The 25,952-nt window shown below is 71.6% G+C and carries 25 protein-coding genes; 15 read left to right on the top strand and 10 right to left on the bottom strand.

All coding sequences use genetic code 11. The annotated features are described in order from the left end of the window. Positions 1-16: 16 nt before the first annotated feature. Positions 17-2,515, bottom strand: a complete 2,499-nt coding sequence (locus tag DMB66_RS34595) for a polynucleotide kinase-phosphatase (protein WP_125808327.1) — start codon at positions 2,513-2,515, stop codon at positions 17-19. Then, the gene (locus tag DMB66_RS34590; protein WP_125808326.1) at positions 2,512-3,945 is read right to left on the bottom strand and encodes a 3' terminal RNA ribose 2'-O-methyltransferase Hen1; all 1,434 of its coding nucleotides are present in this window, start codon (positions 3,943-3,945) and stop codon (positions 2,512-2,514) included. The genes DMB66_RS34595 and DMB66_RS34590 overlap by 4 nt, the downstream gene beginning before the upstream one ends. Positions 3,946-4,041: 96 nt before the next feature. Between DMB66_RS34590 and DMB66_RS34585 the strand changes: the two genes are divergently transcribed. After that, a complete protein-coding gene (locus DMB66_RS34585; protein ID WP_125808341.1) occupies positions 4,042-4,524 on the top strand; it encodes a SigE family RNA polymerase sigma factor in 483 nt (160 codons plus the stop codon). Next, positions 4,521-5,552, top strand: a complete 1,032-nt coding sequence (locus DMB66_RS34580; protein WP_125808325.1) for an LCP family protein — start codon at positions 4,521-4,523, stop codon at positions 5,550-5,552. The genes DMB66_RS34585 and DMB66_RS34580 overlap by 4 nt, the downstream gene beginning before the upstream one ends. A gap of 9 nt (positions 5,553-5,561) precedes the next feature. On the opposite strand, the gene DMB66_RS34575 is transcribed toward DMB66_RS34580, so the two are convergent. Next, on the bottom strand, positions 5,562-5,750 hold the full coding sequence (locus tag DMB66_RS34575) for a hypothetical protein (RefSeq protein ID WP_199752789.1): 189 nt from the start codon (positions 5,748-5,750) through the stop codon (positions 5,562-5,564). A gap of 186 nt (positions 5,751-5,936) precedes the next feature. On the opposite strand from DMB66_RS34575, the gene fbaA reads away from it, so the two are divergent. Both fbaA and DMB66_RS34565 read left to right on the top strand, forming a co-directional pair. Next, positions 5,937-6,962, top strand: coding sequence for a class II fructose-bisphosphate aldolase (fbaA, locus tag DMB66_RS34570; protein WP_125808323.1), 1,026 nt, complete (start codon positions 5,937-5,939; stop codon positions 6,960-6,962). Positions 6,963-7,066: 104 nt separating this feature from the next. Next, a complete protein-coding gene (locus DMB66_RS34565; protein ID WP_233625049.1) occupies positions 7,067-7,597 on the top strand; it encodes a hypothetical protein in 531 nt (176 codons plus the stop codon). A gap of 9 nt (positions 7,598-7,606) precedes the next feature. Here DMB66_RS34565 and DMB66_RS34560 read toward each other — a convergent pair whose 3' ends face one another. Continuing rightward, complete coding sequence (locus DMB66_RS34560) at positions 7,607-8,125, bottom strand: TetR/AcrR family transcriptional regulator (RefSeq protein WP_125808322.1); 519 nt, start codon at positions 8,123-8,125, stop codon at positions 7,607-7,609. A 62-nt stretch (positions 8,126-8,187) separates the two neighbouring features. On the opposite strand from DMB66_RS34560, the gene DMB66_RS34555 reads away from it, so the two are divergent. Next, the gene (locus DMB66_RS34555; protein ID WP_125808321.1) at positions 8,188-8,673 is read left to right on the top strand and encodes a GNAT family N-acetyltransferase; all 486 of its coding nucleotides are present in this window, start codon (positions 8,188-8,190) and stop codon (positions 8,671-8,673) included. Here DMB66_RS34555 and DMB66_RS34550 read toward each other — a convergent pair whose 3' ends face one another. Continuing rightward, the gene (locus DMB66_RS34550; RefSeq protein ID WP_125808320.1) at positions 8,674-9,867 is read right to left on the bottom strand and encodes an LOG family protein; all 1,194 of its coding nucleotides are present in this window, start codon (positions 9,865-9,867) and stop codon (positions 8,674-8,676) included. It lies immediately after the preceding gene. Between the two features lie 18 nt (positions 9,868-9,885). Here DMB66_RS34550 and DMB66_RS34545 point away from each other — a divergent pair, with 18 nt between their 5' ends. Both DMB66_RS34545 and DMB66_RS34540 read left to right on the top strand, forming a co-directional pair. After that, positions 9,886-10,875 carry an ADP-ribosylglycohydrolase family protein gene (locus DMB66_RS34545; RefSeq protein ID WP_125808319.1) on the top strand — a complete coding sequence of 330 codons (990 nt, stop codon included), beginning with the start codon at positions 9,886-9,888 and terminating at the stop codon, positions 10,873-10,875. Between the two features lie 61 nt (positions 10,876-10,936). Further along, complete coding sequence (locus tag DMB66_RS34540) at positions 10,937-11,359, top strand: DUF3151 domain-containing protein (protein WP_125808318.1); 423 nt, start codon at positions 10,937-10,939, stop codon at positions 11,357-11,359. Positions 11,360-11,478: 119 nt separating this feature from the next. Here the strand turns inward: DMB66_RS34540 and DMB66_RS66125 are convergent, their stop codons facing one another. Then, complete coding sequence (locus tag DMB66_RS66125; RefSeq protein WP_370319756.1) at positions 11,479-13,233, bottom strand: MinD/ParA family protein; 1,755 nt, start codon at positions 13,231-13,233, stop codon at positions 11,479-11,481. Positions 13,234-13,606: 373 nt separating this feature from the next. Between DMB66_RS66125 and DMB66_RS34530 the strand changes: the two genes are divergently transcribed. After that, positions 13,607-13,894 (top strand): hypothetical protein, encoded by a 288-nt coding sequence (locus DMB66_RS34530; protein ID WP_125808316.1) that lies wholly within the window; start codon positions 13,607-13,609, stop codon positions 13,892-13,894. A 265-nt stretch (positions 13,895-14,159) separates the two neighbouring features. Here DMB66_RS34530 and DMB66_RS34525 read toward each other — a convergent pair whose 3' ends face one another. Both DMB66_RS34525 and DMB66_RS34520 read right to left on the bottom strand, forming a co-directional pair. Continuing rightward, positions 14,160-15,131: a hypothetical protein gene (locus tag DMB66_RS34525; RefSeq protein ID WP_125808315.1), complete on the bottom strand. Its 972-nt coding sequence runs from the start codon at positions 15,129-15,131 to the stop codon at positions 14,160-14,162. A gap of 3 nt (positions 15,132-15,134) precedes the next feature. Beyond that, the gene (locus DMB66_RS34520) at positions 15,135-16,427 is read right to left on the bottom strand and encodes an adenylosuccinate synthase (protein ID WP_125808314.1); all 1,293 of its coding nucleotides are present in this window, start codon (positions 16,425-16,427) and stop codon (positions 15,135-15,137) included. A gap of 195 nt (positions 16,428-16,622) precedes the next feature. On the opposite strand from DMB66_RS34520, the gene purD reads away from it, so the two are divergent. Beyond that, positions 16,623-17,864: a phosphoribosylamine--glycine ligase gene (gene purD / locus DMB66_RS34515; RefSeq protein WP_125808313.1), complete on the top strand. Its 1,242-nt coding sequence runs from the start codon at positions 16,623-16,625 to the stop codon at positions 17,862-17,864. Between the two features lie 246 nt (positions 17,865-18,110). On the opposite strand, the gene DMB66_RS34510 is transcribed toward purD, so the two are convergent. Next, the gene (locus tag DMB66_RS34510) at positions 18,111-18,563 is read right to left on the bottom strand and encodes an SCP2 sterol-binding domain-containing protein (RefSeq protein WP_125808312.1); all 453 of its coding nucleotides are present in this window, start codon (positions 18,561-18,563) and stop codon (positions 18,111-18,113) included. A 130-nt stretch (positions 18,564-18,693) separates the two neighbouring features. Here DMB66_RS34510 and DMB66_RS34505 point away from each other — a divergent pair, with 130 nt between their 5' ends. The 3 genes from DMB66_RS34505 to purB all read left to right on the top strand — a co-directional run bounded on the left by DMB66_RS34505 (position 18,694) and on the right by purB (position 20,998). Next, positions 18,694-19,236, top strand: coding sequence for a transcriptional regulator (locus DMB66_RS34505; protein ID WP_233625048.1), 543 nt, complete (start codon positions 18,694-18,696; stop codon positions 19,234-19,236). A gap of 128 nt (positions 19,237-19,364) precedes the next feature. Beyond that, positions 19,365-19,580, top strand: a complete 216-nt coding sequence (locus tag DMB66_RS34500) for a hypothetical protein (RefSeq protein WP_199752788.1) — start codon at positions 19,365-19,367, stop codon at positions 19,578-19,580. After that, positions 19,577-20,998, top strand: coding sequence for an adenylosuccinate lyase (purB, locus tag DMB66_RS34495; protein ID WP_125808311.1), 1,422 nt, complete (start codon positions 19,577-19,579; stop codon positions 20,996-20,998). The genes DMB66_RS34500 and purB overlap by 4 nt, the downstream gene beginning before the upstream one ends. A gap of 98 nt (positions 20,999-21,096) precedes the next feature. Here the strand turns inward: purB and DMB66_RS34490 are convergent, their stop codons facing one another. Then, positions 21,097-21,780 carry a trypsin-like serine protease gene (locus tag DMB66_RS34490; protein ID WP_125808310.1) on the bottom strand — a complete coding sequence of 228 codons (684 nt, stop codon included), beginning with the start codon at positions 21,778-21,780 and terminating at the stop codon, positions 21,097-21,099. A gap of 323 nt (positions 21,781-22,103) precedes the next feature. On the opposite strand from DMB66_RS34490, the gene purS reads away from it, so the two are divergent. The 3 genes from purS to purL are packed head-to-tail and all read left to right on the top strand — an operon-like array spanning position 22,104 to position 25,884. Further along, complete coding sequence (gene purS / locus DMB66_RS34485; RefSeq protein WP_125808309.1) at positions 22,104-22,370, top strand: phosphoribosylformylglycinamidine synthase subunit PurS; 267 nt, start codon at positions 22,104-22,106, stop codon at positions 22,368-22,370. Then, positions 22,367-23,080, top strand: a complete 714-nt coding sequence (gene purQ, locus DMB66_RS34480; protein WP_125808308.1) for a phosphoribosylformylglycinamidine synthase subunit PurQ — start codon at positions 22,367-22,369, stop codon at positions 23,078-23,080. Before purS ends, purQ begins: the two co-directional genes overlap by 4 nt. Further along, positions 23,077-25,884, top strand: a complete 2,808-nt coding sequence (gene purL, locus DMB66_RS34475) for a phosphoribosylformylglycinamidine synthase subunit PurL (protein WP_125808307.1) — start codon at positions 23,077-23,079, stop codon at positions 25,882-25,884. Before purQ ends, purL begins: the two co-directional genes overlap by 4 nt. Positions 25,885-25,952: the final 68 nt, after the last annotated feature.

The following is a 25,952-nucleotide window of genomic DNA, read 5'->3' as shown; positions in this document are numbered from 1 at the left end:
GTATGCATGCTGTGGATTACAGCCGAGGATCGACCGGCTCCGACTCCGCCGCGAGGATGGCGAAGACCAGCTCATGGACCCGCCACACCGGCGCGCCCGCGGCGAGCCGGTCCAGCGCCGCCAGGCCCAGGCCGTGTTCGCGCAGCGCAAGGCCGCGTTTGCGGCCCAGCGACCGCTGCCGCAGCCGTTCGAGCTGCTCCGGGCGGGTGTACTCCGGGCCGTAGATGATCCGCAGGTACTCCCGGCCACGGCACTTCACCCCCGGCTGCACCAGCCGGCCCTTGGCGTCGGTCACGGCCAGACCGGCGTACGGCTTCACCACCATCCCCTCGCCGCCCGCCGCGGTCAGCGCCAGCCACCAGTCGGTCGCGGACTGTTCCGCGGCCGGATCGCTCAGGTCGACCACCATCCGCCGGGTCGGCGTGAACAGCGCCGGGTCCGCAGCGACCAGCTTGTCCGCGATGTCCAGGTGCCAGCCGTGGTCCTTGTCCCGGTACGAGACGCCCGCCCCGGCCAGCACCGCGAACGGCGCCAGCGTCACCCCGGTCAGGCCGTCGGTCGGCTGCACGTAGGCGCGGTATGCGGCCGAGTAGCCGTCGATCTCGGTCGCCCGCAGTTCCAGCCGCTCGCGCAGCGCCGTGACGTCGAGGCCGCGCCCGGCGGCCCGGGCCAGCACCGACAGCGCCGCCGGCAGCGCCGCCCGTCCCGCGGCACCGACCCCCGCATACCGCTCGCGGATCAGGCCGCCGGCCTTGGCGGACCAGGGCAGCAGCTCGGCGTCGAGCAGCAGCCACTCGGTGTCGAGCTCGGCGAAGAGCTTCTCCGCCGCCACGCGCACGCCGGCCAGCAGCGCGGTGTTGCGCTCGGCGTCGAAGAACGGCCGGCCGGTTCGGGTCCAGATGGCGTCGCCGACGCCCGAGCGGGAGACGCGGACCACCGCCCGGGAGCCCATGTGCTTCTCCTCACACACGACCGTGCCGACCCCCGCCGCCCGCAGATCCGCGAACGCCGTCGCCGGGTGTTCGAGGTAGCCCTCCAGCGTCGAGGTCGAGCACGGCGCCATCGTCGGGGGCAGCCAGACCAGCGTCGCCGGGTCCAGCGCGAAGCGGCTCATCACCTCCAGCGCGGCGGCGGCGTTCTCCGCGGCGACCGTGGTGCGGCCGTACCCATAGTCGAGGTGCCGTCGGCCGGTGACGTCGGCCAGGTCCAGTCCCTCGTCGGGCTTGGCTCCGGCCGCGACCAGCGGGCGGACCGGGGCGTAGTACTCCCGGGCCGCGGGCACCGACACCAGCTCGCGGGCCGGCCAGCGCAGGGCGGTCAGCTTGCCGCCGAAGACGCAGCCGGTGTCCAGGCAGATGGTGTTGTTGATCCACTCCGGTTCCGGGGTGGGGGTGTGGCCGTAGACGACCGCCGCCGAGCCGCGGTAGTCACGTGCCCAGGGGTAGCGGACCGGCAGGCCGTACTCGTCGGTCTCGCCGGTGGTCTCCCCGTAGAGCGCGAACGAGCGCACCCGGCCGGATGCCCGGCCCTGGTAGGCCTCCTTGAGGCCGGCGTGTGCCACCACCAGCTTGCCGCCGTCCAGCACGTAATGGCTGACCAGGCCGTCGATGAAGGTGCGCACCTCGGCGGTGAACGCCTCGTCCTCGCGGGCGAGCTGCTCAAGGGTCTCCGGCAGGCCGTGGGTGAGCTGGACGTTGCGGCCGTTGAGCTTGCGGGCGAGCTTCTGCTCGTGGTTGCCCGGCACGCAGATCGCCGTGCCGGCCGCGACCATGCCCATGACCAGGCGCAGCACCCCGGGGGAGTCCGGGCCGCGGTCGACCAGGTCGCCGACGAAGACCGCGGTGCGGCCCTGCGGGTGCACGGCGTTGACCGGCCGCCCGGCCCCGTCGTGGGCCAGTGCGTAGCCCAGCGTCGCCAGCAGCGTCTCCAGCTCCTCGCGGCAGCCGTGCACGTCGCCGATGATGTCGAACGGACCGGTGAGCTCCCGCTTGTCGTTGAACAGCTTCTCGTAGCGGACCGACGCGGCGGCGATCTGGTCCACCCCGCGCAGCACGTGGATCTTGCGGAAGCCCTCCCGGGCCAGCTGCCCGAGCGAGCGGCGCAGGTCGCGGTGCATGCGGTTGAGGACCTGGCGGCCGAAGGTACGGTCCGCGCGGGACTGCGTCCGCTCCCAGGCCAGCGCCTCCGGCACGTCCAGCACCACCGCCACCGGCAGCACGTCGTGCTCGCGGGCGACCTTGACCAGCCCGGCCCGGGCGTGCGGCTGCAGGTTGGTGGCATCGACGACGGTCAGCCGCCCGGCGGCCAACCGCTTGCCGACCACGTAGTGCAGCACGTCGAAGGCGTCACCGGACGCGGACTGGTCGTTCTCGTCGTCCGCGACCAGGCCGCGGAAGTAGTCGGAGGACAGCACCTGGGTGGGCCGGAAGTGCTCACGGGCGAAGGTGGACTTGCCCGAGCCGGAGATGCCGACCAGCGCGACGAGCGCGAGTTCCGGGATGTCGATCTCGGTCATGCCTGCTCCTCCTTTGGCTGCGTGGTGAAGATCGCCATCTGGGTCGGGGTGCCGCGGGTCTCGTCCTCGTCGCCGACGCCCCGGAAAGCGATCCGGTAGCCGTGCGCGGACGCGGTGCGCGCGGCCCATTCCTGGAACTCGGCGCGCGTCCACTCGAAGCGATGATCCGAGTGGCGCATCCCGGTCAGTCCCTCGTACAGCCCGTTGTATTCGACGTTCGGCGTGGTCACGATGACCGTCGCCGGGTGGGCGTGGCCGAATACCGACGCCTCGAGGGCGGGCAGCCGCGGCGGGTCGACGTGCTCGATGACCTCCATGAGCACCGCCGCGTCGAAGCCACGCAGCCGGTCGTCGCGGTAGGTCAGCGCGGACTGCCACAGCGTGACGCGGTCGCGCTGGCGTTCGGGCACCTGGTCCAGCCGCAGTCGCCGGTGTGCCAGGTCCAGCGCGCGCGAGGACACGTCCGTGCCGACGATCCGCGTGTAGCCGCGGTCCTTGATCAGGGCGCCGAGCAGCGCCCCGCCGCCGCAGCCCAGGTCGAGGACCCGGCTCGCGCCGGACTCGCTCAGCGCGGCCAGCACCGCGTCGCGCCGCTGCTCGGCCAGCGACTGCTTGCGGGCCACCGGCAGCTCGGCCTCCTCGTCGGTCACCGTGTCGGCCGGGGCGTCGATGGAGTCCGGGTCGACCCGGTCGAGCTGCTCGAGCGCGCTGGCGGCCAGCGACCGCCGGTGCGCCAGGTAGCGACGGGTGATCAGCACCTTCTCCGGGTGGTCGGCCAGCCAGCCCGCCCCGGCGCGCAGCAGCTTGTCGATCTCGTCGGGCGCCACCCAGTAGTGCTTGGCGTCGTCCAGGACGGGCAGCAGCACGTACAGGTGGTTCAGCGCCTCGGCCAGCCGCAGGGTGCCGGTCAGGGTGAGGTCGACGTACGGGCTGTCGCCGGCCAGCGGATGCCCGTCGGGCACGTCGTCCAACGGGATCGGCGTCGCCGTGACCTGCCAGCCCAGCGGCTCGAACAGCTCCGCCGCACTGCCCCGGCAGCGCAGCACCGGCACGTGGATCTCCAGCGGGATGGCCGCCTCCGCCAGCTCCGGGCGGTCCTTCGACTCGCCGCGCAGTGCGCTGCGGAAGACCTTGGCCAGGGCGCCGGCGAGCAGGCTGGACGCCGCGTACGGGCGGTCGTTGACGTACTGGCCCAGCGCGAACGACTCCGGCGCCGACTGCTGCTTGCGACCGCCGCGCGCGGCACCGAGCCGCTGTGGATCGACGTCGAGCAGCAGCGCGGCGGTGCACCGGTCGTCGGCCGCGTCCGGGAACAGCACGTGGGCAGTGCCGGTGGGCACGTCGAAGGAGTGCACCTTGTCCGGGTGCTTGACCAGCAGGAAACCGAGGTCGGTCGCCGGCCGGTGGGTCGTGGTCACGGTGAGTAGCACCGCCTGATGATGGCAGTGCCGGCACCGGGCAGCGAGTGATTTGACGGCCGCGCAATGATTCGGGTGCTCGGACCCGTCGTAGGAGCGGAGGTGCCTGTGACCTACGAGGAGTTCGCCGACAGCCGGCTCGGCGCGCTGCTGAGGTATGCCGTCATGCTGACCGGCGACCTGCACACGGCGCAGGATCTCGTGCAGGACACGATGGTCCGCGTCCAGCTCAACTGGCGGCGCGTCGCCGGCAGTGACTCCCCGGACGGTTACGTCCGAAAGATGCTGACCAACCAGTTCATCGACCTGCGCCGCGGCTCCTGGCTGCGGCGGGTGCTGCTGCGAGCCGAGCCCGATCCGGTCCGTGCGGTGCCGTTCGACCACGCCGACGAGACGGCCGAGCGTGACCGCGTCTGGGGCATGCTGGCCAAGCTGCCCCGCCAGCAACGCGCCGCTCTCGTGCTGCGCTACTACGAGGACCTGCCGGACGCGGACATCGCCGAGGTGCTCGGCTGCGCCGTCGGCACGGTCCGCTCGTCCATCTCCCGGGCGCTCGCCACGCTCCGCGCCGACCTGGTGGAGGCCCGATGAGTGACATCGAAGAGGAGCTGCGGGCCACCTTCGTGCGGCACGAGAGCCTGGCTCCCGAGGTCGCCCCGGTGCGGGCCAGGATCGACCTGGCCTGGGTGCGCGCCAAGCGCCGGCGCCTCGCCCGCCGGATCGCCGGGGTCACCGCCGTCGTGCTGATGACGGGCGCGGCCGTTCCGGTGGCCTTGGAGCAGTGGCGGCACGGCACCCCGGCGCCGGTCCCGCTGGCCGGCGAGCTGACGCCGGCGCCGGCCGGTCCGATCGACGTGCTCCTGCTCGGCAGCGACAACAGGCTGCGCTGGGAAAATCCCGCCGAGCGGCACGCCGACACGGTCATGATGATCCACGTGCCGGCCGACCGGAGCCGGACCTACCTGATCAGCCTGCCCCGGGACGGCGAGGTACGGCTGCCCAGCGGCCAGCTGGCAAGGCTCACCGAGACGCTGTATCACGGCGGGCCGGCCCTCACGGAGAAGATCGTCACCGAGCTGACCGGGGTCGACTTCGACGCCCGGGTGACGGTTGACCTGCGTGCCCTGCGCGCGGTCACAGCGGCCGTGGGCGGCGTGGACATGTGTCTTCCCGAGGCGATCAAATCGGTGCACAGCGGCAAGAAGTTCCCGAAGGGCTGCCAGCACGTCGGCGCCGATGACATCTCGCCGCTGCTGCAGGCCCGCTACAACCTCAAGCACGGCGGCTACGACCGCGAACGCACAGCCCAGCGCTTCCTGCGCGCCCTGGCCGGCAAACTCACCGGGAACGGCACGCTCGCCGACCCCGCGCGGTTGCAGGCGTTGGTGCGGGCCGCCGAGGACGGCATCGACATCGACGGCGACATCGGCGCGCTGTTCGCCGGGGCGGCTTCGCTCGGCTCCGCGGAGGTCGTCGGAGTGAGCGAGCCGAGCTTCAACGGGACCGCCGTCGGCCGCGAGCGCATCTATCCCAAGGTCGGTCCGGCGCTCTACGCGGCGATCCGCGGCGACGCGCTGGAGGCCTGGGTGGTGGGCAATCCGCGATTTGTGATGAAATAGGGCAAACGGTCAGCGATCGTCGTCATCGAGCTGGACCACGTGGCGCTGCTCCAGGGCGTCCCACTCCGAGACCTCGGCCGACGAGCTCGCGGGCTCCGGCTCGCTGTCGTCCAGCGCACCCGGGTCCGCGGGTGTCGCCTGCTCAGCGGCGTCGGCCTCCGGTGTTTCCAGGTCGCGCTCGTTGTCCGGGTACGTCATCGCCGAACTTCCCTCCATGCCACGGGGACGATCCCATCTTGCGGCATCCCCGCCCGCGCGGTGCGCAAACCGGTGTAGGGATAACGGGGCGATTTCCGTCGCCGTCCCTCGCTGCGGAATACTGCCTGCTGGAGGACAGCGCGGTCCTGCCCTCTGCTTCCGTACCGAGATCAAGGAGCGCACCCGATGCCCATCGCTTCCCCTGAGGTCTACGCCGAGATGCTCGACCGCGCCAAGGCCGGCGCGTTCGCGTACCCCGCGATCAACGTGACGTCCTCGCAGACCCTCAACGCCGCACTGCAGGGCTTCGCCGAGGCGGGCAGCGACGGCATCGTCCAGATCTCCACCGGCGGCGCCGAGTACGCCTCGGGCCCCACCATCAAAAACATGATCACCGGCGCCGTGGCCCTGGCGGAGTACGCGACCGAGGTGGCGAAGAACTACCCGGTCAACATCGCGCTGCACACCGACCACTGCCCGAAGAACAAGCTCGACTCGTACGTGCGCCCGCTGCTCGCCCTCTCCAAGGAGCGGGTCGCGAACGGCCTGGCGCCGCTCTTCCAGTCGCACATGTGGGACGGCTCGGCCGTGCCGGTCGAGGAGAACCTGCAGATCGCCGAGGAGCTGCTCGCCGCGGCCGCCGCCGCGCACATCATCCTCGAGATCGAGGTCGGCGTGGTCGGTGGCGAGGAGGACGGCGTCTCCGCCGCGATCGACGACAAGCTGTATTCGACGGTCGAGGACGGCCTGGCCACGGCCGCCGCGCTGGGCCTGGGCGAGAAGGGCCGCTACATGACGGCCCTCACGTTCGGCAACGTGCACGGCGTCTACAAGCCCGGCAACGTCAAGCTGCGCCCGGAGATCCTCAAGGAGATCCAGGAGGCGGTCGGCGCCAAGTACGGCAAGGAGAAGCCGTTCGACCTGGTCTTCCACGGCGGCTCCGGCTCGCTGCTGTCGGAGATCCACGGCGCCCTGGACTACGGCGTGGTCAAGATGAACATCGACACCGACACCCAGTACGCGTTCACCCGCCCGGTCGTGGACCACATGCTCCGCAACTACGAGGGCGTGCTGAAGATCGACGGCGAGGTCGGCAACAAGAAGCAGTACGATCCCCGCGCCTGGGGCAAGCTGGCCGAGGACGGCCTGGCGAAGCGCGTCGTCGAGGCGTGTGAGCACCTGCGTTCGGCGGGCACCGCGCTCGGCAAGTGAGCTCTCGATGACGGCCGGTCCCCATCGGTGGGGGCCGGCCGTTCTCGTGTTGCGGCGCTACGCAGAGGCGTGGGTACGATCGTCGTCTTGTCCGGAAGAGGGCGGTGATCGTGCTCGGCATCGAGGGGTATGAACCCGACTGGCACCACGACGCCGAAGCCCTAGCAGCCCTACACAGAGCACGGTTTTCCCGGCTCATCGGCCGTGAGCTGGTCGCCGGCTGGCTGATGTGGGACCTCTCCGAGCGCGGCTGGTTCGCCGACGGCCCGGTGGTGCTCGGCTTCGGCGGCACCAACGTCGAAATCACCCACCGCAAGTTCGATGAGTGTGCAATCACCTGGAACCGGGTCGACATGAGCGCGCCCATCGACTGGTATGCCACCGGCATCCAGCTCGACTGGCGGGCCGACCCGCACGCCGCGCTGCGCAACGCCCGCGGCCGGGTGCTGCGCGAGGTCAACATCGTCGAGCGGACCACGGTCGCGGAGTGGCGACCCCGGGTCCTGCACGCGGTCGAGTTCCTCTTCGAGGGGGCCCGGCTGGCGGTCTTCAACGCGATGGACGAGAACGGGCTGACCGACGTACCGGAATTGGATCTCCCGGTGAACAGCTGGCGCCGCGTCCACGTGGCCTGACCGCCGGAGCTACCGCCGGCCGCCGTTGATGTGGATCTCCACCGCCGCCGACGTGCGCTCCACGTCGCCGGTGGCGAGGAGGTCCAGCAACGCTCCGCGCAGCACCGCGAGGGTGAGAGTGGCCGCCCGCTCGGTCCCGGGTCGCCCGGCGGTCAGCACGTCGAGCCAGTCCCGCACCGTGGCGCGGGCGAAATCGGCCCACGGCCCGCCGGGATCGACGAGCGAACGGACGTACGCCTCGGCCCAGAGCACGAGCAGCGGCCGGTGTTCGAGCGCGGCCAGCCACCGCCAGATCTCCGCCACCCGGTCGCCGGCGGCCGGCAACCGGGCCAGCATCGCCAGTTCGTCGCTCCTGGCCCGGTCGAGGAGCGCGCGCACGAGCCCTTCCTTGCTGCCGAACAGCAGCAACAGCACCCGGGGACTCGAACCGATGGCTGTGGCCAGGGGTCGCAGCGACATATCCGCCAGTCCGTGGGTCAACACGTGGTCGTAGGCGCGTTCCAGCAGCTCAGCACGTCGGGCCGACACTACGCTATCCTGACTGAAACAGTCGTTTCAGTCAACTTTTCGGTCAGCTTTTGGAGGAGTCCATGAGCGCGGTCATCCGGCGCCTGGATCAGCCCGGGGATCTGGGCTGGGTGATCTCGGCCCACGGCGAGGTCTATGCCCGCGAATACGGCTGGGACCGCAGCTTCGAGGCGCTGGTCGCCCGGATCGTCGCGGACTTCGCCTCCGGTCACGACGCCGAGCGGGAGGCCGCCTGGCTGGCCGAGGTCGACGGCCGGCGGGTGGGCTGTGTGTTCTGCGTCTCCGGGCCGGACTCGACGGCACAGCTGCGGCTGCTGCTGGTCAGCCCCGACGGCCGCGGGCACGGCCTGGGCGGCCGCCTGGTGGACACCTGCCTGGAGTTCGCCCGCGACGCCGGATACCGGACCGTGCGACTGTGGACCAATCATCCGCTGACCGCGGCGCGCGCCATCTACCTCAGCCGCGGGTTCACGCTCGTCGACGAGGAAGCACACCACAGCTTCGGCGTGGAGCTCATCGGGCAGACCTACCAGGCGCCCCTCGCGTGACTAATGTGTCAGCGCGGCCATCGCCTCGTCGATCGAGTCGGTGACCACGATCAGGTCCGACTGGTCGCCGTGCGGTGAGCGCGCCAGCAGCGGCCTCAACAGGGCCTCGACCGGCAGCGCCGACCAGTGCTCGACGCCCAGGAAGACGAACGCGCCGGACGGGCCGTCGGTGCGGTAGAACGTCTTCGTCGCCGCCTGGAACACCTCCTGCACAGTGCCGGCCCAGCCCGGCGCGAAGACGATCCCGCCGCGCGACAGCCGTAGGATCGTGTCCTCGCGAACCGCGTTGGAGAAATACTTGCCGATCTGCCCGGCGAACAGGTTCGCGGGCTCGTGGCCGTACAGCCAGGTGGGCAGGGCCAGGCCGCCATGGGTGAGCCGGCCGACCACATCGCCGGCCGCCGGCGCCGGATATGCCTCGCGCACCGCGAGGGCCGCGGCCGTGTACGGCTCGTGGTCCATGAAGCCCGGGGCGGGCGCGAGCAGATCGATGGCCGCGGAGAGCTCGTCCGCCGTCCGATCGGTGAAGAACGCACCCAGATTGGCCGCCTCCATGACGCCGGGCCCGCCGCCGGTCACGATCAACCGGCCCGCGCCGGCCAGCCGCCAGGCCAGCGTCGCGGCCATCCGGTACGCGGCCGACCCGCGCGGCTCGGCATGCCCGCCCATGATCCCGACCGCGCCCCGGGCGTCATGCCCGCCGACCCAGGCGGCCAGGGCCTTGCCCAGGGCGTTGTCGACGCCGGCGTCGTGCAGGCGCTGCCCGATGGCCTCCCGCAGATCGGGCGCTGCCCCGCCGTGCTCCAGGAAATGCTCGTAGACGCGGGTGTCGTACATGCCGGCGAAGCCGTCCTGCGCGAACCCGAACGAGAGCTCCTCGGGCGTATACAGATGCGCCGGATGGGTCGGATACGGCCGCGCCTCGAACGGCGGCACCAGATGGGCGCCGCGGGCGATCAGATCGGTCTCGACCGCCGGACCGGCCAGCCGGCACCCGACGAACAGGGTCTGCGCCACGTCGACGCCGGCGAAGTCGGGCGGGTGCTCGTCGAGCCGGAGCCCGAGCACGATCAAACCGGCAAGCGACCGCTTGGCGAGGTGAGTGTCCAACTCGGCGCGCGACTCGATCTCGAACGCGGTGGCATCAAACGGCGTCTCGCCGCCGAACACGGACTGCAGGGGATCACCGGGCATCACCGTAGGGTAGCCAGCGTGAAAAACGCGTCGGGCTCGCTCTTCGGATTGGCTTACGGGGACGCGCTGGGAAAGCCCACCGAGTTCCAGGACTACGAGACGATCGTCGCGGCCTACGGGCCGGCCGGGCCGCGCGAGCTGACCGGGAACCCGGCACTGGTGACCGATGACACCCAGATGGCGCTGGCGGTCGGCGAAGCCCTGGTCGCGGCGGTGCCGCTGACCCCGGCAAGCTTCGAACCGGTGCTCCGGCAGGCCTTCCTCGACTGGGCGATCAGCCCCGACAACAACCGCGCCCCGGGCATGACCTGCCTGCGCGCGTGCGGCGACCTCGCGGACGGCCGCCCCTGGCAGCAGGCATCGCAGATTCACTCGAAGGGCTGCGGCGCGAACATGCGCGTCACCCCGGTCGGACTGATCCCCGGCCTCACCGACACCCAGCGCGCCGGGGCCGCGCAACTGCAGGCGGGACTCACCCACGGACACGCGACCGGCCTGGCGGCCAGCGAACTGACGGCGTTCGCGGTGCGCTGGCTGAGCGACGGCCTGGCGCCGCGGGACCTGCTGCCGCGCCTGCGCGCGCACTGCGCCGACCAGCGGCGGCGCTACCACGAGGACTGGCTCGGCGAGTTGTGGCAGCGCCCGACGGTGGAGACACCGGAAGACTTCATCGCCCGCGGCTGGGACGAGAACGCCGCGGCGCTCGACCGGGTGTCCGACGCGCTGCGCCGAGGCGACCCCGGCGGCGACCCGTGCCTGGCCACCGGCGCCGGCTGGATCGCCGAGGAAGCCCTGGCCACAGCCCTGTACTGCTACCTGCTCTCGCCGGAAGAGCCGGTCACGGTGCTGCGTCGGGCCGCGGCCTCCTCGGGCGATTCGGACTCCATCGCCTGCCTGGCCGGCGGCTTCGCGGGCGCGGCCCTCGGCCTGGCGGCCTGGCCGGTGGCCTGGCAGGAGCAGATCGAGTACGCGGGCCGGCTGCGCGCGCTGGGCGAGGCGTGGGACTAGCTGTGGTGACATTCACCCTCCCGCCCCCGGCAACACCCCCGCGCCGGGGTTGAATGGTCACATGCAGAACCTTCTTCCCGAGCCGCCGGCCACCCGCCTTCCCGCCGACGCCGAGGCCGACACCGCCCTGGCCGAAGCGAAGCAGGCCGGCACCGACGACGCGTTCAAGACCGTCGCGGCCCGCTTCCCGGCATTCAGCGGCGGCTGGGCGGCGCTGGCGGAAAGCGCCCTGGCCGAAAAGCAGCCGGTCACCGCCTACGCCTACGCCCGCACGGGCTACCACCGTGGGCTGGACGCGCTGCGCCGCAACGGGTGGAAGGGACACGGGTCGGTGCCGTGGTCGCACGTGCCTAACCAGGGATTCCTGCGGTGCCTGCACGCCCTGTCGGTGGCGGCCGCGGAGATCGGCGAAGCGGACGAGGCAGCCCGCTGCGCCCAGTTCCTCCGCGACAGCGACCCGGCAGCGGCAGACGCCCTCACCTGAGTGGCCGGGTCCATTTGACGATTGGCGGTTGCCGCGAGGCCAGGCCAGGCCGGTGATTCGGCCTGGCCTGCTTGGTTGTTCGGCCCGGCCTGCCTGGTGATTCGGCCTGGCCTGTCTGGTTAGAGGCCTTCGGCTACTGCCGCGGCGATCTTCAGCCAGGAGTCGCGGGTGCCGGCGGACAGGTGGCCGTAGCGCAGGGGCTCGCCCGAGTCGATCAGCTTCTCGTAGGGCGCCAGCAGGACCGCGCGAGTGCGGGCCGCGAAGTGGCGTTGGATCGCCGGTAGATCGATGTCCTTGCGGGTCGGCGGCATCGTCACCACGCTGACCGCCTGGCGGACCAGCCGCTGCCGGCCGCTCTGCTCCAGATGGTCCAGCATGCGCGCCGCCGTCTCGGCCGAGTCGTTACGAGCCGACATCGTGATCACCAGTTGGTCGGTGGCGTCCATCGCCGCCTGCCAGTTCTGGGCCCGGACGTTGTTGCCGGTGTCCACGAAGATCAGCTTGTAGAACCGGCTGACGATCTCCCGGATCTCGGCGAACGCGCTGGCTGTGAGCATCTCGCCCGCCGTCGCCGACTCGTCCGACGCGAGCACGTCGAACATGCCCTCGCCCTGCGCCCGCACATATTGGCTCAGATCGCCGACCCGGCCGTGCGAACCCCGGAAAAGATGCAGGTCGCGCATCATGTCGCGGACGGTGCGAGCATGGAAGTCCTGCTGCGCCCGCATGCCGAGGGTGCCCTGCGTCTCGTTGTTGTCCCAGGCGAGGACGTATCCACCGCGCTTCTGCCCGAAGGTCATCGCCAGCAGCAGCACCGCGACGGTCTTGCCGGCGCCACCCTTCGGGTTGACCACGGTGACCTGCCGCAGCCCGCCGAAGTTGCGCCGGACCATCTCGACGTCCTGCTTGTATTCCTGCTCGCGCTTGCCCGGCGCCAACCGGACCAGGCCCATCGTGCCCTTCTGCAGCATGGCCCGCGCGCCCATGGTGGCGGTCGGCTCGGCCGGCTTCGCCAGCCGCCGCCGGGCGAACTCCTCCGCGGTCGGCGTGCCGTCCGAGACCCAAGGCAATTGCTGGTACGGATCGACGGGCGGCGGCTGGTTCGGTCCGGGCGGCTGCTCGCCCTGATGCGGCTGCTGAAGCTGGGGATGCGGGGCAGCGGTTCGCGGATCGATGGTCGGCGGGAACGGACCCGGCGCCGGGGGTGGCTGCCCGTTCGTCATCCACGGCTGCTGCTCCACCGGCCACTGTGCATGCTGGCCTTGGTGCGGCTGGCCTTGGTGCGGCTGGCCTTGATGTGGCTGGCCCTGATGCGGCGGAGTCGGGCCTGGGAAGGGCGGCACCGGCCCGGCTTGATTCGGCCCGGCCTGATTCGGCCCGGCCTGATTCGGCCCGGCCTGATTCGGTTTAGGCGGGATCGGTCCAGGCGGATTCGGCCTAGGCGGGGTTGGGCCGGGCGGGGGCGGACCTGCCTGGCTCGGACCTGGCTGGCTCGGGCCGGGCAGCATCGGACCGTGCTGGTTCGGACCTGGCTGGTTCGGACCTGGCTGGTTCGGACCGTGCTGGTTCGGACCGTGCTGGTTCGGTCCAGGTGGTGGTGCCGGGTGCTGCGGGCCAGGCTGGTTCGGAATCGCCACGTGGGGCGGCACAGGCACAGACGCCGAGCCGCTCTGGTGGGCAGCCGCCTGCGAGAGCGCGCCACTTTGCTGGCCGGCCTGCTGCGGGTCGCCGGGTCGAGGGCTGTTCGGGCCGACCGGCCCCGGCCGGTAGACCGCCCCCGAGTGCTGCTCGTCCACGTTCTCGGGGCTCTTTCGCGGGGTCACCGTCGGGAAGCGCGCGGGTCCGGAGCCGGACACAGCCCCATTCCGCGACACCGACCCGGAGGTCTCCGGCCCGCGCCGCGGCTCGGTCGCCGGACGTCCGTCCGTCTGCGGCGACCGCTGCGGCGGCTGCGCCCAAGGCGAATCCGCCGCCGAAGACGGCCCATCTCCGCTGGCCGTCGGGCCGGGAGGAGCAGACGGCCCGTCGGCGTGCGGCGCTCCGCTGGCCGGCGTGCCGAATGTCGGGCCGGGAGGGGCAGCGGGCGGCCCGTCGGGGTGCGGTCCTCCGCTGGCCGGCGTGCCGAATGTCGGGCCGGGAGGGGCAGCGGGCGGCCCGTCGGGGTGCAGTGCTCCGCTGGCTGGCGTGCCGAATGTCGGGCCGGGAGGGGCAGGCGGCCCGTCGGGGTGCGGTCCTCCGCTGGCCGGCGTGCCCGAGGTCGGCCTCGGCCCGGAGACCGGTGCCGCGCTGCCCGAAGCGTGCGACGGAGCGTCCGAAGTGGTCGGCGGCGGCGGAACATGGGCAGATGCGGAGAAGTGCCCCGAATCCGGCGTGGAAGGTGTGGGAGGTCCGCTGCGGGGCGGGATGTTCGGCCAGGGCTGCGCCCCGCCGGTCGCCGGCTCCTGGATCGGGCGGGGGACCTGTGGCTGGGGCGTCTGCTGGTGGTACATCGGTGGTGTCGGTGGCGGCGTCACGACCCGGTCCATCGGCCGGTAGACGCCGGGGTCACCCTGCTGCGGCGGTGCCACCGGCGGGGCCGGCTGGAGCGGGAAAGCCTGCGGTGCGTCTCTGGGCACCGGCTTGCCACCGTGCACCGGAGCGTTCAGCTCCTCCGGCGGCCAGAACGGCTCGACGTCCCGGTCGGGTTGCGTGCTGTTCGTGCCCGGGACGTAGACGCGGTCGGCGTTCTCGTCCTCCACGGATGCGACCTCCCCGTAACAAAGATTCGTACCTGAGTGCTAGTTCAGCGTCGCACAATCGGTCATCCCGCGTACACCGCCCAGGCTCCGGGCTCGGTCCACCACGAGCGCTTGCGGGTCATCGTCCCCGCCACGCCGTCGTCGAGAAACTGCAGGTCACCGTCTCGGGGCAGGACCGAAACGGCGCGACCTCGGGCTCGGCGAACCTCCACCCGTACCCTCGGCTTCTTGAAGCGCTGCTTGACCAGCACCGGGACCGCCACCGCGACCTCGACCCGGCCGTCTGCCGGGTCCGGCTGGGTGAGCAGCGGGAGGCCGTCGAACTCGGCGTAGGCGCCGGCGTTGCCGATCGCGCAGGCGATGATCTGGTCGGTGCCGTCGGAGAGCACGGCGTCGTCCACCTCGATGCGGCCACGCCACGGCACCGCCGCCCCGGCGTCGTCGGAGCCGCCGACCAGCGCGCCGTCCACGGTCACCGAACCGCCGTCGTTGCGCAGCAGGTCGAGACGGCGCACCCGGTCGCCGAGCACCGCCGCGGCGACCGCGGCGGGCTCACGGGGCAGGCCGAGCTGCGCGGCCAGGTCGGTGCGGTTGGCATGGTCCAGCGGCAAGATCGCCACCGGCGGCAGGTCGGGCACGGTGCGGTTGTCGGCGAGGTCGGCGGGGCGCTTGCTCGGCGGTGGCGCGTACCGCCGGACCAGCCGGCGCATCACCGCCCGCAGCTGGCCGTCGGTCGCTGTCGCGATGACCAGCCGCAGCTTGCTCTCCCGGTCGGGCCAGGACAGGCCGTCCGGCCTGGCCGGCGCGTCGAACCGGGCGATCACCGCGTCGATCTCCGCATCCGAGGAGGCGGTCACGGTCTCGACCCGCGCGCCGGCTGCGGCGAGCGCATCCGCGCACTTCAGCACCGGTACGCGCGGAGTCTCGCAAACCTCCGGTGCGGAGTCGGAGCCGCAGCCGCCGCAGGCCGCACCGCAGGCACCCGCGGCCGAGCCGCCACCCTCGGTCAGGCTGAGCAGGATGACGTCGTACACGGCTCAGGCCTCGCCCAGCACCGAGTGTCGCTCGATGACTTCCTCGCGGCCCGGGCCGACGCCGACCACGGAGATTCGCGCGCCGATCCGTTCCTCGACGAACTCGACGAAGCGCTGGGCATTTTCCGGCAGCTCGTCGAAGCTGCGCGCGCCGCTGATGTCCTTCTTCCAGCCCGGCAGCGTCTCGTAGATCGGGGTCGCGTGGTGGAAGTCACTCTGGCTGTACGGCATCTCGTCGTGCCGCACCCCGTTCACTTCGTAGGCCACGCAGACCGGGATCTCGTCCAGTCCGTCGTAATTGTCCAGTTTGGTCAGGGCGAAGTCGGTCACGCCGTTGATCCGCTGGGCATACCGACCCATCACCAGGTCGAGCCAGCCGATGCGGCGCGGGCGGCCGGTCGTGGTGCCGTATTCGTGGCCGACCTTTCGCAGGTAGTCGCCGATCTCGTCGTGCAGCTCGGTGGGGAACGGCCCCTCGCCCACCCGGCTGGTGAACGCCTTCAGCACCGCCACGACCCGGTCGACCCGGGTCGGCGGGATGCCGGAGCCGGTGCAGGCGCCGCCGGCGGTCGCGTTCGAGCTGGTGACGAACGGGTATGTGCCGTGGTCGACGTCCAGCAGGGTGGCCTGGCCGGCCTCGCAGAGCACGACCTTGCCGGCGTCCAGCGCCTGGGAGAGCTCGAGCGCGGTGTCGGCGACCATCGGGCGCAGCCGCTCGGTGTAGGAGAGCAGCTCCGCGATCACCTCGTCGGGCTTGATCGCGCTGCGGTTGTAGATCTTCGACAGCACCTGGTTCTTGAACGACAGGGCCGCCTCGACCTTCTGCCGCAGGATCGACTCGTCGAAGAGGTCCTGGACCCGGACGCCGAGCCGGTTCATCTTGTCCGCATACGTCGGGCCGATGCCGCGACCGGTGGTGCCGATCCGCCGGGCGCCCAGATAGCGCTCGCTGACCTTGTCCAGCGTCCGGTTGTACGACGCGATGACGTGCGCGTTCGCGCTGATCCGCAGGCGGGAGGTGTCGATGCCGCGGGCCTCGAGACCGTCGATCTCCTCGAACAGCACGGCGAGGTCGACGACGACGCCGTTGCCGATCACCGGGGTCACCCCGGGGGTGAGGATGCCGCTCGGTAGCAGGTGCAGGGCGTATTTCTCACCCTTGATCACGACGGTGTGGCCGGCGTTGTTACCGCCGTTGAACTTGACCACATAGTCGATCCGGTCGCCCAGGAGGTCTGTGGCCTTGCCCTTGCCCTCGTCGCCCCACTGGGCGCCGACCAACACGATCACCGGCACTTGACTGACGCCTTCCGTTGAAACACGTCGTACACGGAGAGGCCCGGGTACTGCCGAAGTTTACGCGACCCCGCAGCCCGCCGCCTCGCGGTTCCCACCTGTTATCCACAGCGTTATCCACAGCGCATCGCCGGTGCATTGTGGACCTGTGGACGACTGCGCACGAGATCATCCCCGGCCCGTAGGATCTGCGGCGTGCGTGTACTTCTGATCGGATCCGGCGGCCGCGAGCACGCCCTTGCCGTCGGCCTGGCCGCAGACCCCTCGGTGGAGCGACTGTTCGCCGCCCCCGGCAACCCCGGCGTCGCCGCGGTCGCCGAGTTGCGCGACGTCACCGCCGACGACCCGGCGGCGGTGGCCGCCCTGGCCGTCGAGGTCGCCGCCGACCTGGTGGTGGTCGGCCCGGAGGCGCCGCTGGTGGCGGGCGTCGCCGACGCCGTGCGCGCCAAGGGCATCGCCTGCTTCGGCCCGAGCGGGGCAGCGGCGCGGCTGGAGGGCTCCAAGGCGTTCGCCAAGGACGTGATGGCCGCCGCGGGCGTGCCCACCGGCCGCTCCGCGGCGTGCACCACCGACGCCGAGGTGACGGCCGCGCTGGACGAGTTCGGCACGCCCTATGTGGTGAAAAACGACGGCCTCGCCGCCGGCAAGGGTGTCGTGGTCACCGACGACCGCGCTGCCGCCGAGGCGCACGCCCGCGACTGCGGACGCGTCGTCATCGAGGAGTTCCTCGACGGCCCCGAGGTCTCGCTGTTCGTGGTGACCGACGGCACAGCCGCGGTGCCGCTGATGCCGGCCCAGGACTTCAAGCGGGTCGGCGACGGCGACGCGGGCCCGAACACGGGCGGCATGGGTGCTTATGCGCCGCTGTCCTGGGCCCCGGCCGACCTGGTCGAGCGGGTGATGGCCGAGACGGTCATGCCCACGCTGGCCGAGATGCGCGGGCGGGGCACGCCGTTCGCCGGCCTGCTCTACGTGGGGCTGGCCCTGACCCGCACCGGGCCCAAGGTCATCGAGTTCAACGCGCGCTTCGGCGACCCGGAGACCCAGGTGGTGCTGGCGCTGCTGGCGACGCCGCTGGGCGAGCTGCTGCACGCGGCGGCGACGGGCGCGCTGGCCGACTTCCCGGCGCTGCGCTGGCACGAGGGCTCGGCGGTGACGGTCGTCGTGGCCAGCCACAACTATCCGGGCACCCCGCGCACCGGCGACGTGATCTCCGGCGGCGAGCAGCCCGGCGTGATCCACGCCGGCACGGCCCGCCGGGCGGACGGTGCGCTGGTGTCGTCGGGCGGCCGGGTGCTCAGCGCCACGGCCACCGGCCCGGACCTGGCGGCCGCCCGCGCGGCGGCATACGCCCTGGTGGAGGGCATCACGCTGGACGGCTCCCACCACCGCACAGACATCGCGCTGAGCGCCGTCGAGGGCCGCATCACCCTCTGACAACATCCGCCTGGCCGCCCATCCGCCTGGCCGCCCGGCACGTTGGCCGGATGGCCGCCCGGCCGCCCGGCACGTTGGCCGGATGGTGACTGGGGGATGGGCAAACCGGTTGGCCCGGCGGCGGCGCAACGGCCCGGAGTCGGCTCGGGCGTCGCCTTGTCGCGGCGGGGCCGGGCTGTGTGCGTAGCTGGTAAAAATGCAACGCCCCGCCGAAATGCACTCGGCGGGGCGTGCGGAAGAGCCGGGTTAGTTCTTCGGGATGTCGAAGAGCTTGGCCACCTGGGCCGCCAGGCCGAGGTCGCCCTTCGCCTTGATCTTGCCGGTCATGAACATCATCATCGGGTTGCCGTCGCCGGTTACCACCTTGAGGAAGGTCACCGGGTCCATCGTCATGGCGAGCTTCGGCTCCCGGGCGGGCTGGTTGGTGACCGTGCAGGCGCCGTTTTCGATCACGGTCTCGTAGGTGTCCGTGCTGCCGCCGGGGCCGCCCGTGATGTTCCAGTGGATGACGGCCTGGGTGGCGCCGGCCCGGTCTGCCCGGAACAGCGTCGGCATCCGGTTGAACACCTCGTCCAGGATCTTGCTGCGGCTGTCGGAGCCCATGACCTCGGTGATCTTCGAGTCCGGGGTGGACTTGACGAGCTGCGCGAATTCCTTCGGCCCGATCGAGGCGAGGGACTCAGAGCTGAATTCAGTCATCGGTGGACCTTTCGGGATGAGCGCCAGACCTACTCGCGAGTAACCCTAGCGATAACCGCGTCGTTCCGCAGTGTCTCAACCACCCAATAAGTGTTGGACAGTGAGGTCCGTCTCTCCTAAACTCCCCAACATGTCTTTGGGAGATGCGCCGGGCCGGCGCCATGCCACGTTGCGGGCCATGGCGCACCCCGTCCGCCTGCGGATGCTGTCGCTGCTGACCGGTTCGTCGCTCACCGCCGCCGATGTCGCCCGCGAGTTGGGGCTCACCCACGCCAATGCCAGCTACCACCTGCGCAATCTGCTCAGCGCCGGCCTGATCGTGCAGGCCGGGGAGGAGCGCATCCGGGGCGGCGTCGCCAAGCGCTACCGCTACGACGCCGAGCGCGACCGCAACCGCGAGGCGATGCTCGGCCCGCACGGCGTCGACACCCAGCGTGCCCTGTTCGCGACCGTCGCCAACGAGTTGGTCCGTCGCACGGCCGAGGCCGACTGGTCCGTCGGCGGCTCGATGACCGACGCCGAGATCTGGGTCGATCCGGAGGTCTGGCGGGAGATCCGCGACCGGATCGCCCAGGCCGGCCGCGACCTGCACGACGCGGCGAGGCCGCCGCGCACCCCCGGCACCATTCGCACCAGCACCACCATCGCGATGTTCCGCATGGAGGAGCCATGAGCGTCCTCGCGCCCCTGCGCCATGCCTCGTTCCGATTCCTGCTCGCCGGCCGCACGATCAACTCGCTGGGGTAATGCGATCGCGCCCGTCGCGCTCGCGTTCGGCTGGCGCGCGTCTACTCCTACGACGTGGTCGGGTCCTTCGTCGCGATTCCCGTCGGTCAGGTCGCGGCCGGGCCGATCGCCCAGGCCGTCGGCGTCGAGCCGACGCTGGTCGGCGCCGCCGCCCTGATCAGGCTCGCCGTCGCCGGCATGCTGGCCAGCCGGGACGTGCGTAACGTGCGGCACCGTCCGCCCACGAGCCGGCAGGCCGCCGGGGCCGCCGTGGAAGAATCCATGGCGTGAGCATCCCGAACGTCCTCGCCAGCCGCTACGCGTCCGCCGACCTCGTCGACCTCTGGTCGCCGGAGGAGAAGATCCGGATGGAGCGCCGGCTGTGGCTCGCGGTCCTGCGGGCCCAGCGCGACCTCGGGGTCGCGCTGCCGGAGGGGGTCGTCGAGGCGTACGAGGCAGTGGTCGACGATGTTGATCTCGCGAGCATCGCGGAGCGTGAGCGGGTCACCCGGCACGACGTGAAGGCCCGCATCGAGGAGTTCAGCGCGCTCGCCGGGCACGAGCACATCCACAAGGGCATGACCTCGCGGGACCTCACCGAGAACGTCGAGCAGCTCCAGGTCCGGGCCTCGCTGGAGCTGATCCGCAGCCGGATCGTCACCACGCTGGCCCGGCTCACCGAGCGGGCGCTGGAATACAGCGACATCGTGCTGACCGGCCGGTCGCACAACGTCGCGGCCCAGGCGACCACGCTGGGCAAGCGGTTCGCGAGCGCGGCCGAGGAGCTGCTGATCGCGTACGAGCGCCTGGACGACCTGCTCGGGCGCTACCCGCTGCGCGGCATCAAGGGCCCGGTCGGTACGGCCGCCGACCAGCTCGACCTGCTCGACGGCGACGCGGAGAAGCTCGCCGAGCTGGAGCGCAAGGTCGCCGCGCACCTCGGTTTCGAGCGGGTGCTGACCAGCGTCGGCCAGGTCTACCCGCGCTCGCTCGACTTCGACGTGGTGTCCGCGCTCGCCCAGGTGGTCGCGGCGCCGTCGTCGCTGGCCACCACGATCCGGCTGATGGTCGGCCAGGAGCTGGTCACCGAGGGTTTCAAGGCCGGCCAGGTGGGCTCCTCGGCGATGCCGCACAAGATGAACACGCGCTCGTCGGAGCGGGTCAACGGGCTGGCGGTGATCGTTCGCGGCTACCTGTCGATGATCGGCGAGCTGGCCGGCGACCAGTGGAACGAGGGTGACGTCTCCTGCTCGGTGGTGCGCCGGGTGGCCCTGCCGGACGCGTTCTTCGCGACCGACGGCCTGTTCCAGACCTTCCTGACCGTGCTCGACGAGTTCGGCGCCTACCCGGCGGTCATCGCCCGCGAGCTGGACCGCTTCCTGCCGTTCCTCACCACCACGAAGCTGCTGGTGGCCGCCGTGCGTAAGGGCGTCGGCCGGGAGGTGGCCCACGAGGTCATCAAGGAGCACGCGGTGGCGGTGGCTCTGGCGATGCGCGAGAAGGGCATCGCGGAGAACGACCTCTTCGACCGTCTGGCGGCCGACGATCGCCTGCGGCTGTCGCGGGCGGAGATCGACGCCCTGGTGGCCGACCGTGCGGCGTTCGTGGGCGCGGCCCCGGCCCAGGTCCGGGCGGTGGCGGAGCGGGTGGCCGCGATCGTGGCGGCCCATCCGGAAGCGGCGAAGTACGCGCCCGCCCCGATTCTCTGATCCTTCGGTGGAGCCGTCAGGGAGCGGCGGAGCTAGTCTCGCCGCCCCCCGACGGAGTCTTAATTGCGAACTTGCCTGGGTTTCCGCTGCGGGTTGGCTCAGACGCCCGCGACCGAGGTGATCCACGCCCGGTTGGCGGCGACGCTGCCGTAGTACTGCCGGCTCTGGCCGTCCGCGAGCGAGGCGACGCCGACCTGGGCGCCGTTGTAGACCTGCGGGCCGCCGGAGTCGCCGCGCCACGCGTTGCCGCTGATCGCCGTCGAGCCGATCGCCCGGCCGCCGTACGCGTCGGCCTGGTTCGTCGAGGTCACCCGGACCGTGGCGGTCTTCAGGGTGGTCGACGCGTCGCAACCGCTGTAGCAGGTCCGGCCCCAGCCGTAGATCGAGTTCGTCGAGCCCACCGGCGGGTACGCGCTGGACAGCGGCATGTAGGTGGTGGTGACGGGACTGCTCAGCCGCATCAGGGCCAGGTCGTTCTGGGTGCTGGTGGAGCTCACCGAGCGGGTGATGCCACCGGACGTGCGGTTCACGCTGCCGACCCGTACGGACATCGTGCCGGCGATGCAGTGCTTCGCGGTCAGCACGTAGTTGGCCGAGATGATCGTGCCGGAGCAGGTGAAGCTGCCGTCGCTGAGGACCGCGGCGGCCCAGGGCGCGGAGGCGACGGTGCTGCCGCCGATGATCTTGTCCGGCCCGGGCTCGACCGCGCTGGCGGCCGCGGGGACGGCCAGCACGCCGGTCAGGGCGGTGGCCAGAGAGGCGACGACGATGCGGATGCGCACGCCGGGCTCCTTCCGAGATTCCTGTCGATGGGGGGATTCATCGAACTTGATCTACAAGACGCTATGGCGAGCGGTGACTCCCGGCAAGACTCCAATTGACACCTATCACGGTGGGATGGGGCTCGCGCCGCAGGGTGATCAACCGACGCCTCTGAGTGATCTTGTCGTGGCGGAGATCACGGTCGAGATTCGCTGCTCAGCGGCCATTGCGTCAGCCTGCCGACACCGGCCGATGGGCCCATCGCGGGCAGTACAAGGTAGGCTTTGGCCGCTCGCCCCTTAGAGGGCCACCCAACTGCGCACCTACACAGTCAGGAGTGCCCGTGGCTCGCGTCGTCGTCGACGTCATGCTCAAGCCGGAGATCCTCGATCCGCAGGGCCAGGCAGTCGCCAACGCGCTGCCGCGGCTCGGTGTCAGCGCGATCTCCTCCGTACGCATCGGGCGCCGGATCGAGATCGAGTTCGACGGTGAACCCGACCTCGAGACGGCCCGCGAGATCGCCGACAAGCTGCTCGCCAACCCGGTCATCGAGGACTTCTCGATCCGGGTCGAGCAGCCTGCCGGTGACGCCGCTCAGATGAGCGCGTGACCATGCGGATCGGAGTCGTCACCTTCCCCGGTTCGCTCGACGACGGTGACGCGGCCCGCGCCGCGCGGCTCGCCGGCGCCGAGGCCGTCCGCCTCTGGCATGGCGACCCGGACCTGCACGGCGTCGACGCCGTGGTCCTGCCCGGCGGCTTCTCCTACGGCGACGCCCTGCGCTGCGGCGCGATCGCCCGGTTCGCCCCGGTCATGGAGACCATCGCCGACGCCGCACGCGGCGGCCTGCCCGTGCTCGGCATCTGCAACGGCTTCCAGATCCTCTGCGAGGCCCACCTGCTGCCCGGTGCGCTCACCCGCAACCAGCACCTGCACTTCCGCAACCGCGACCAGCACCTGCGGATCGTCAGCGCGTCGACCGCCTGGACGAACGGCTTCACCGAGGGCAGCGAAATCCTGATCCCGGTGAAGAACGGCGAGGGTTGCTTCGTCGCCGACGAGCGGACCCTGGACGAGCTCGAGGCCGAGGGCCGGGTCGTCGCCCGCTACACGCGCGACAACCCGAACGGCTCCCAGCGCGACATCGCCGCGATCACCAACGCGGCCGGCAACGTGGTCGGCATCATGCCGCACCCGGAACACGCGGTGGAGGCGCTGACCGGTCCGTCGCTCGACGGCCTCGGCTTCTTCACCTCCGCCCTGCGGTACCTGGCCGGGTCGGCCGCGGGCGGGCAGCTCACAGGGGGAGCCCAGCGATGACCACCCAGCACGACACGGCACCCAGCGGCGCGGCGTCGCCGCCGGGGACGCCCAACCAGCCGCCGGCCGTGTCCGGCCTGGCCGGCAAGTCGACCGGCTTCGCCGCCACCGACGTGCTGATCAACCAGTTCGACGGCGGCCCGGACACGGTTGAGCGCGCGCTGAACACCGGCGAAGAGCTGCAGCCGCACACCGAGCTCGGCCTCAAGGACGACGAATACGACCGGATCCGGCAGATCCTCGGCCGCCGTCCGACCGCCTCCGAGCTGGCGATGTATTCGATCATGTGGAGCGAGCACTGCTCGTACAAGTCGAGCAAGGTGCACCTGCGCCAGTTCGGCGAGAAGGCTCCGAAGAACACCCGGATGCTGGCCGGCATCGGCGAGAACGCGGGCGTCGTGCAGATCTCCGACGAGCTCGCGGTCACCTTCAAGGTCGAGTCGCACAACCACCCGAGCTTCGTCGAGCCCTACCAGGGCGCGGCGACGGGCATCGGCGGCATCGTCCGCGACATCCTGGCCATGGGCGCCCGCCCGATCGCGGTGATGGACCCGCTGCGCTTCGGCGCCGCGGACCACCCCGACACCGCGCGCGTGCTGCCCGGCGTCGTCGCCGGCATCGGCGGGTACGGCAACTGCCTGGGCCTGCCCAACATCGGCGGCGAGATCGTCTTCGACCCCTGTTACCAGGGCAACCCGCTGATCAACGCGCTGAGCATCGGCGTGCTCCCGGTCGAGCGCCTGCAAAAGAAGGAAGCGGCCGGCGTCGGCAACGTCGTCGTGCTGCTCGGCGCCCGCACCGGGCGGGACGGCATCGGCGGCGTCTCCGTGCTGGCCTCGGCGACCTTCGACGAGGGTGCCGAGCAGCGCCGCCCGTCGGTGCAGGTCGGCGACCCGTTCATGGAGAAGCTGCTGATCGAGAGCTGCCTCGAGCTGTACGACGCGGGCCTGGTCGTCGGCATCCAGGACCTCGGCGGCGCGGGCCTGACCTGCGCGCTCACCGAGACCGCCGCGGCGGCCGGCACCGGCATGCGGGTCTACCTGGAGCGGGTGCCGCTGCGCGAGGCCTCGATGTCGCCCACCGAGATCCTGGCCAGCGAGTCGCAGGAGCGCATGCTGCTGATCGTCGCGCCGCACAAGCTCGACGAGGTGCTCAAGGTCGCCGAGAAGTGGGGCGTCTGGGCCACCAACATCGGCGAGGTCACCCCCAGCGAGACCGACGGCCAGCCCGGCCGCCTGGTGATCAGCTGGAACGACCACATCGTCGTGGACGTGCCGCCCGGCTCGCTCGCCGACGACGGCCCGGTCTACGCCCGGCCGATCCGCGAGCCCGCCGACCTGATCCTGCTGCAGGCCGACCGCGCCGAGACGCTGCCGCGTCCGTCCACGCCGGACGAGTTGCGCGCGACGGTGCTGCGCATGATCGCGTCGCCGAACCTGTGCGACAAGAGCTGGGTCACCGAGCAATACGACCGGTACGTGCTCGGCAACACCGTGCTCGCCCAGCCCGAGGACGCCGGCGTGCTGCGCATCGACGAGCGCACCGGGCTCGGCGTGGCGCTGGCCGTGGACGGCAACGGCCGGTACGCACGGCTCGACCCGTACGAGGGCGCCCGGCTGGCGCTGGCGGAGGCGTACCGCAATGTCGCCGTCACCGGCGCCGAGCCGATCGCGGTCACCGACTGCCTGAACTTCGGCTCCCCCGAGGACCCGGCCGTGATGTGGCAGTTCGCCGAGGCCGTCCGCGGCCTGGCGGACGGCTGCCAGCAGCTCGGCATCCCGGTCACCGGTGGCAACGTCAGCTTCTACAACCAGACCGGCGCGGCCGCGATCCACCCGACCCCGGTGGTCGGCGTGCTCGGCGTCTTCGACGACGTGGCCCGCCGCGTCCCGATGGGCTTCCCGTCGCCGCCGACCACGGAGGGCGACCTGCTCTTCCTGCTCGGCGACACCGCCGTCGAGCTGTCCGGCTCCGAGTGGGCCTGGGTCACCCACGGCCACCTGGGCGGACGCCCGCCGAAGGTCGACCTCGCGCACGAGCAGGCGCTCGGCCGGCTGATGGCGCGCGCCTCGGAACGCGAGCACGTCGTCGCGGCGCACGACCTCTCCGACGGCGGTCTTGCCCAGGTGCTGGTGGAGTCCTGCCTGCGGCACAACGTCGGCGCGCGGATCATGCTGCCGGAGCACGTGACGGCCAACACGCCGTTCGTGTGGCTGTTCAGCGAGTCCGCGGGGCGCGCGCTGGTCGCGGTGCGGCGCGGGCGTGACAAGGCGTTCCTGGCGCTGGCGGCCGAGCACAACATCTCCTGCGTGCAGATCGGCGTCACCGCACAGGAACCGGTCCTCGACATCCACAACGAGTTCACCATCGGCCTGGACGAGCTGCGCGAGTCGTTCACGGCCACGATGCGCAACCTCTTCGGTGGACCGGCCGAGGGCATCATCCGCCCGGCCGCCGCCGCTGCCGCTGTCGCCGAGCCGGGTCAACCGGCCGCTGAGCCGGTGCAGGCGGTCGCCGAGCCGGTCGTTGAGCCGGTCACCGAGCCGGTCGTTGAGCCGGTCCAGTCGGCTGGCGACGCTGCCACGGAGGGCGATCGGGAGGGTGGCAAGTCGGTGACGCTGGAGATCAGCGAAGCCGGTGCCAAGCCGCATGACACGGCGTCCGGCCCGGCCGACGAGGTCGCGGGTCTCCCGACCCGGTCCGAGACGGATCCGGCGGCAGCCGTGCCGGGCGGTCCGATCGACTCGGGAACGGCGACGGAGCCGGCGAAGCCGGATGACGCCGAGCCGGAGCCCAAGGGCTGACAGCGACAACCGCCACAGCACAAACAAACAGCGCGCCACGGCTGGGCACCCGCCCGGACGTGGCGCGC

The organism is Actinoplanes sp. ATCC 53533 (assembly GCF_003947245.1).
The sequence above is the reverse complement of the archived record's forward strand: the minus strand, read 5'-3'. Positions and strand labels throughout refer to the sequence as shown.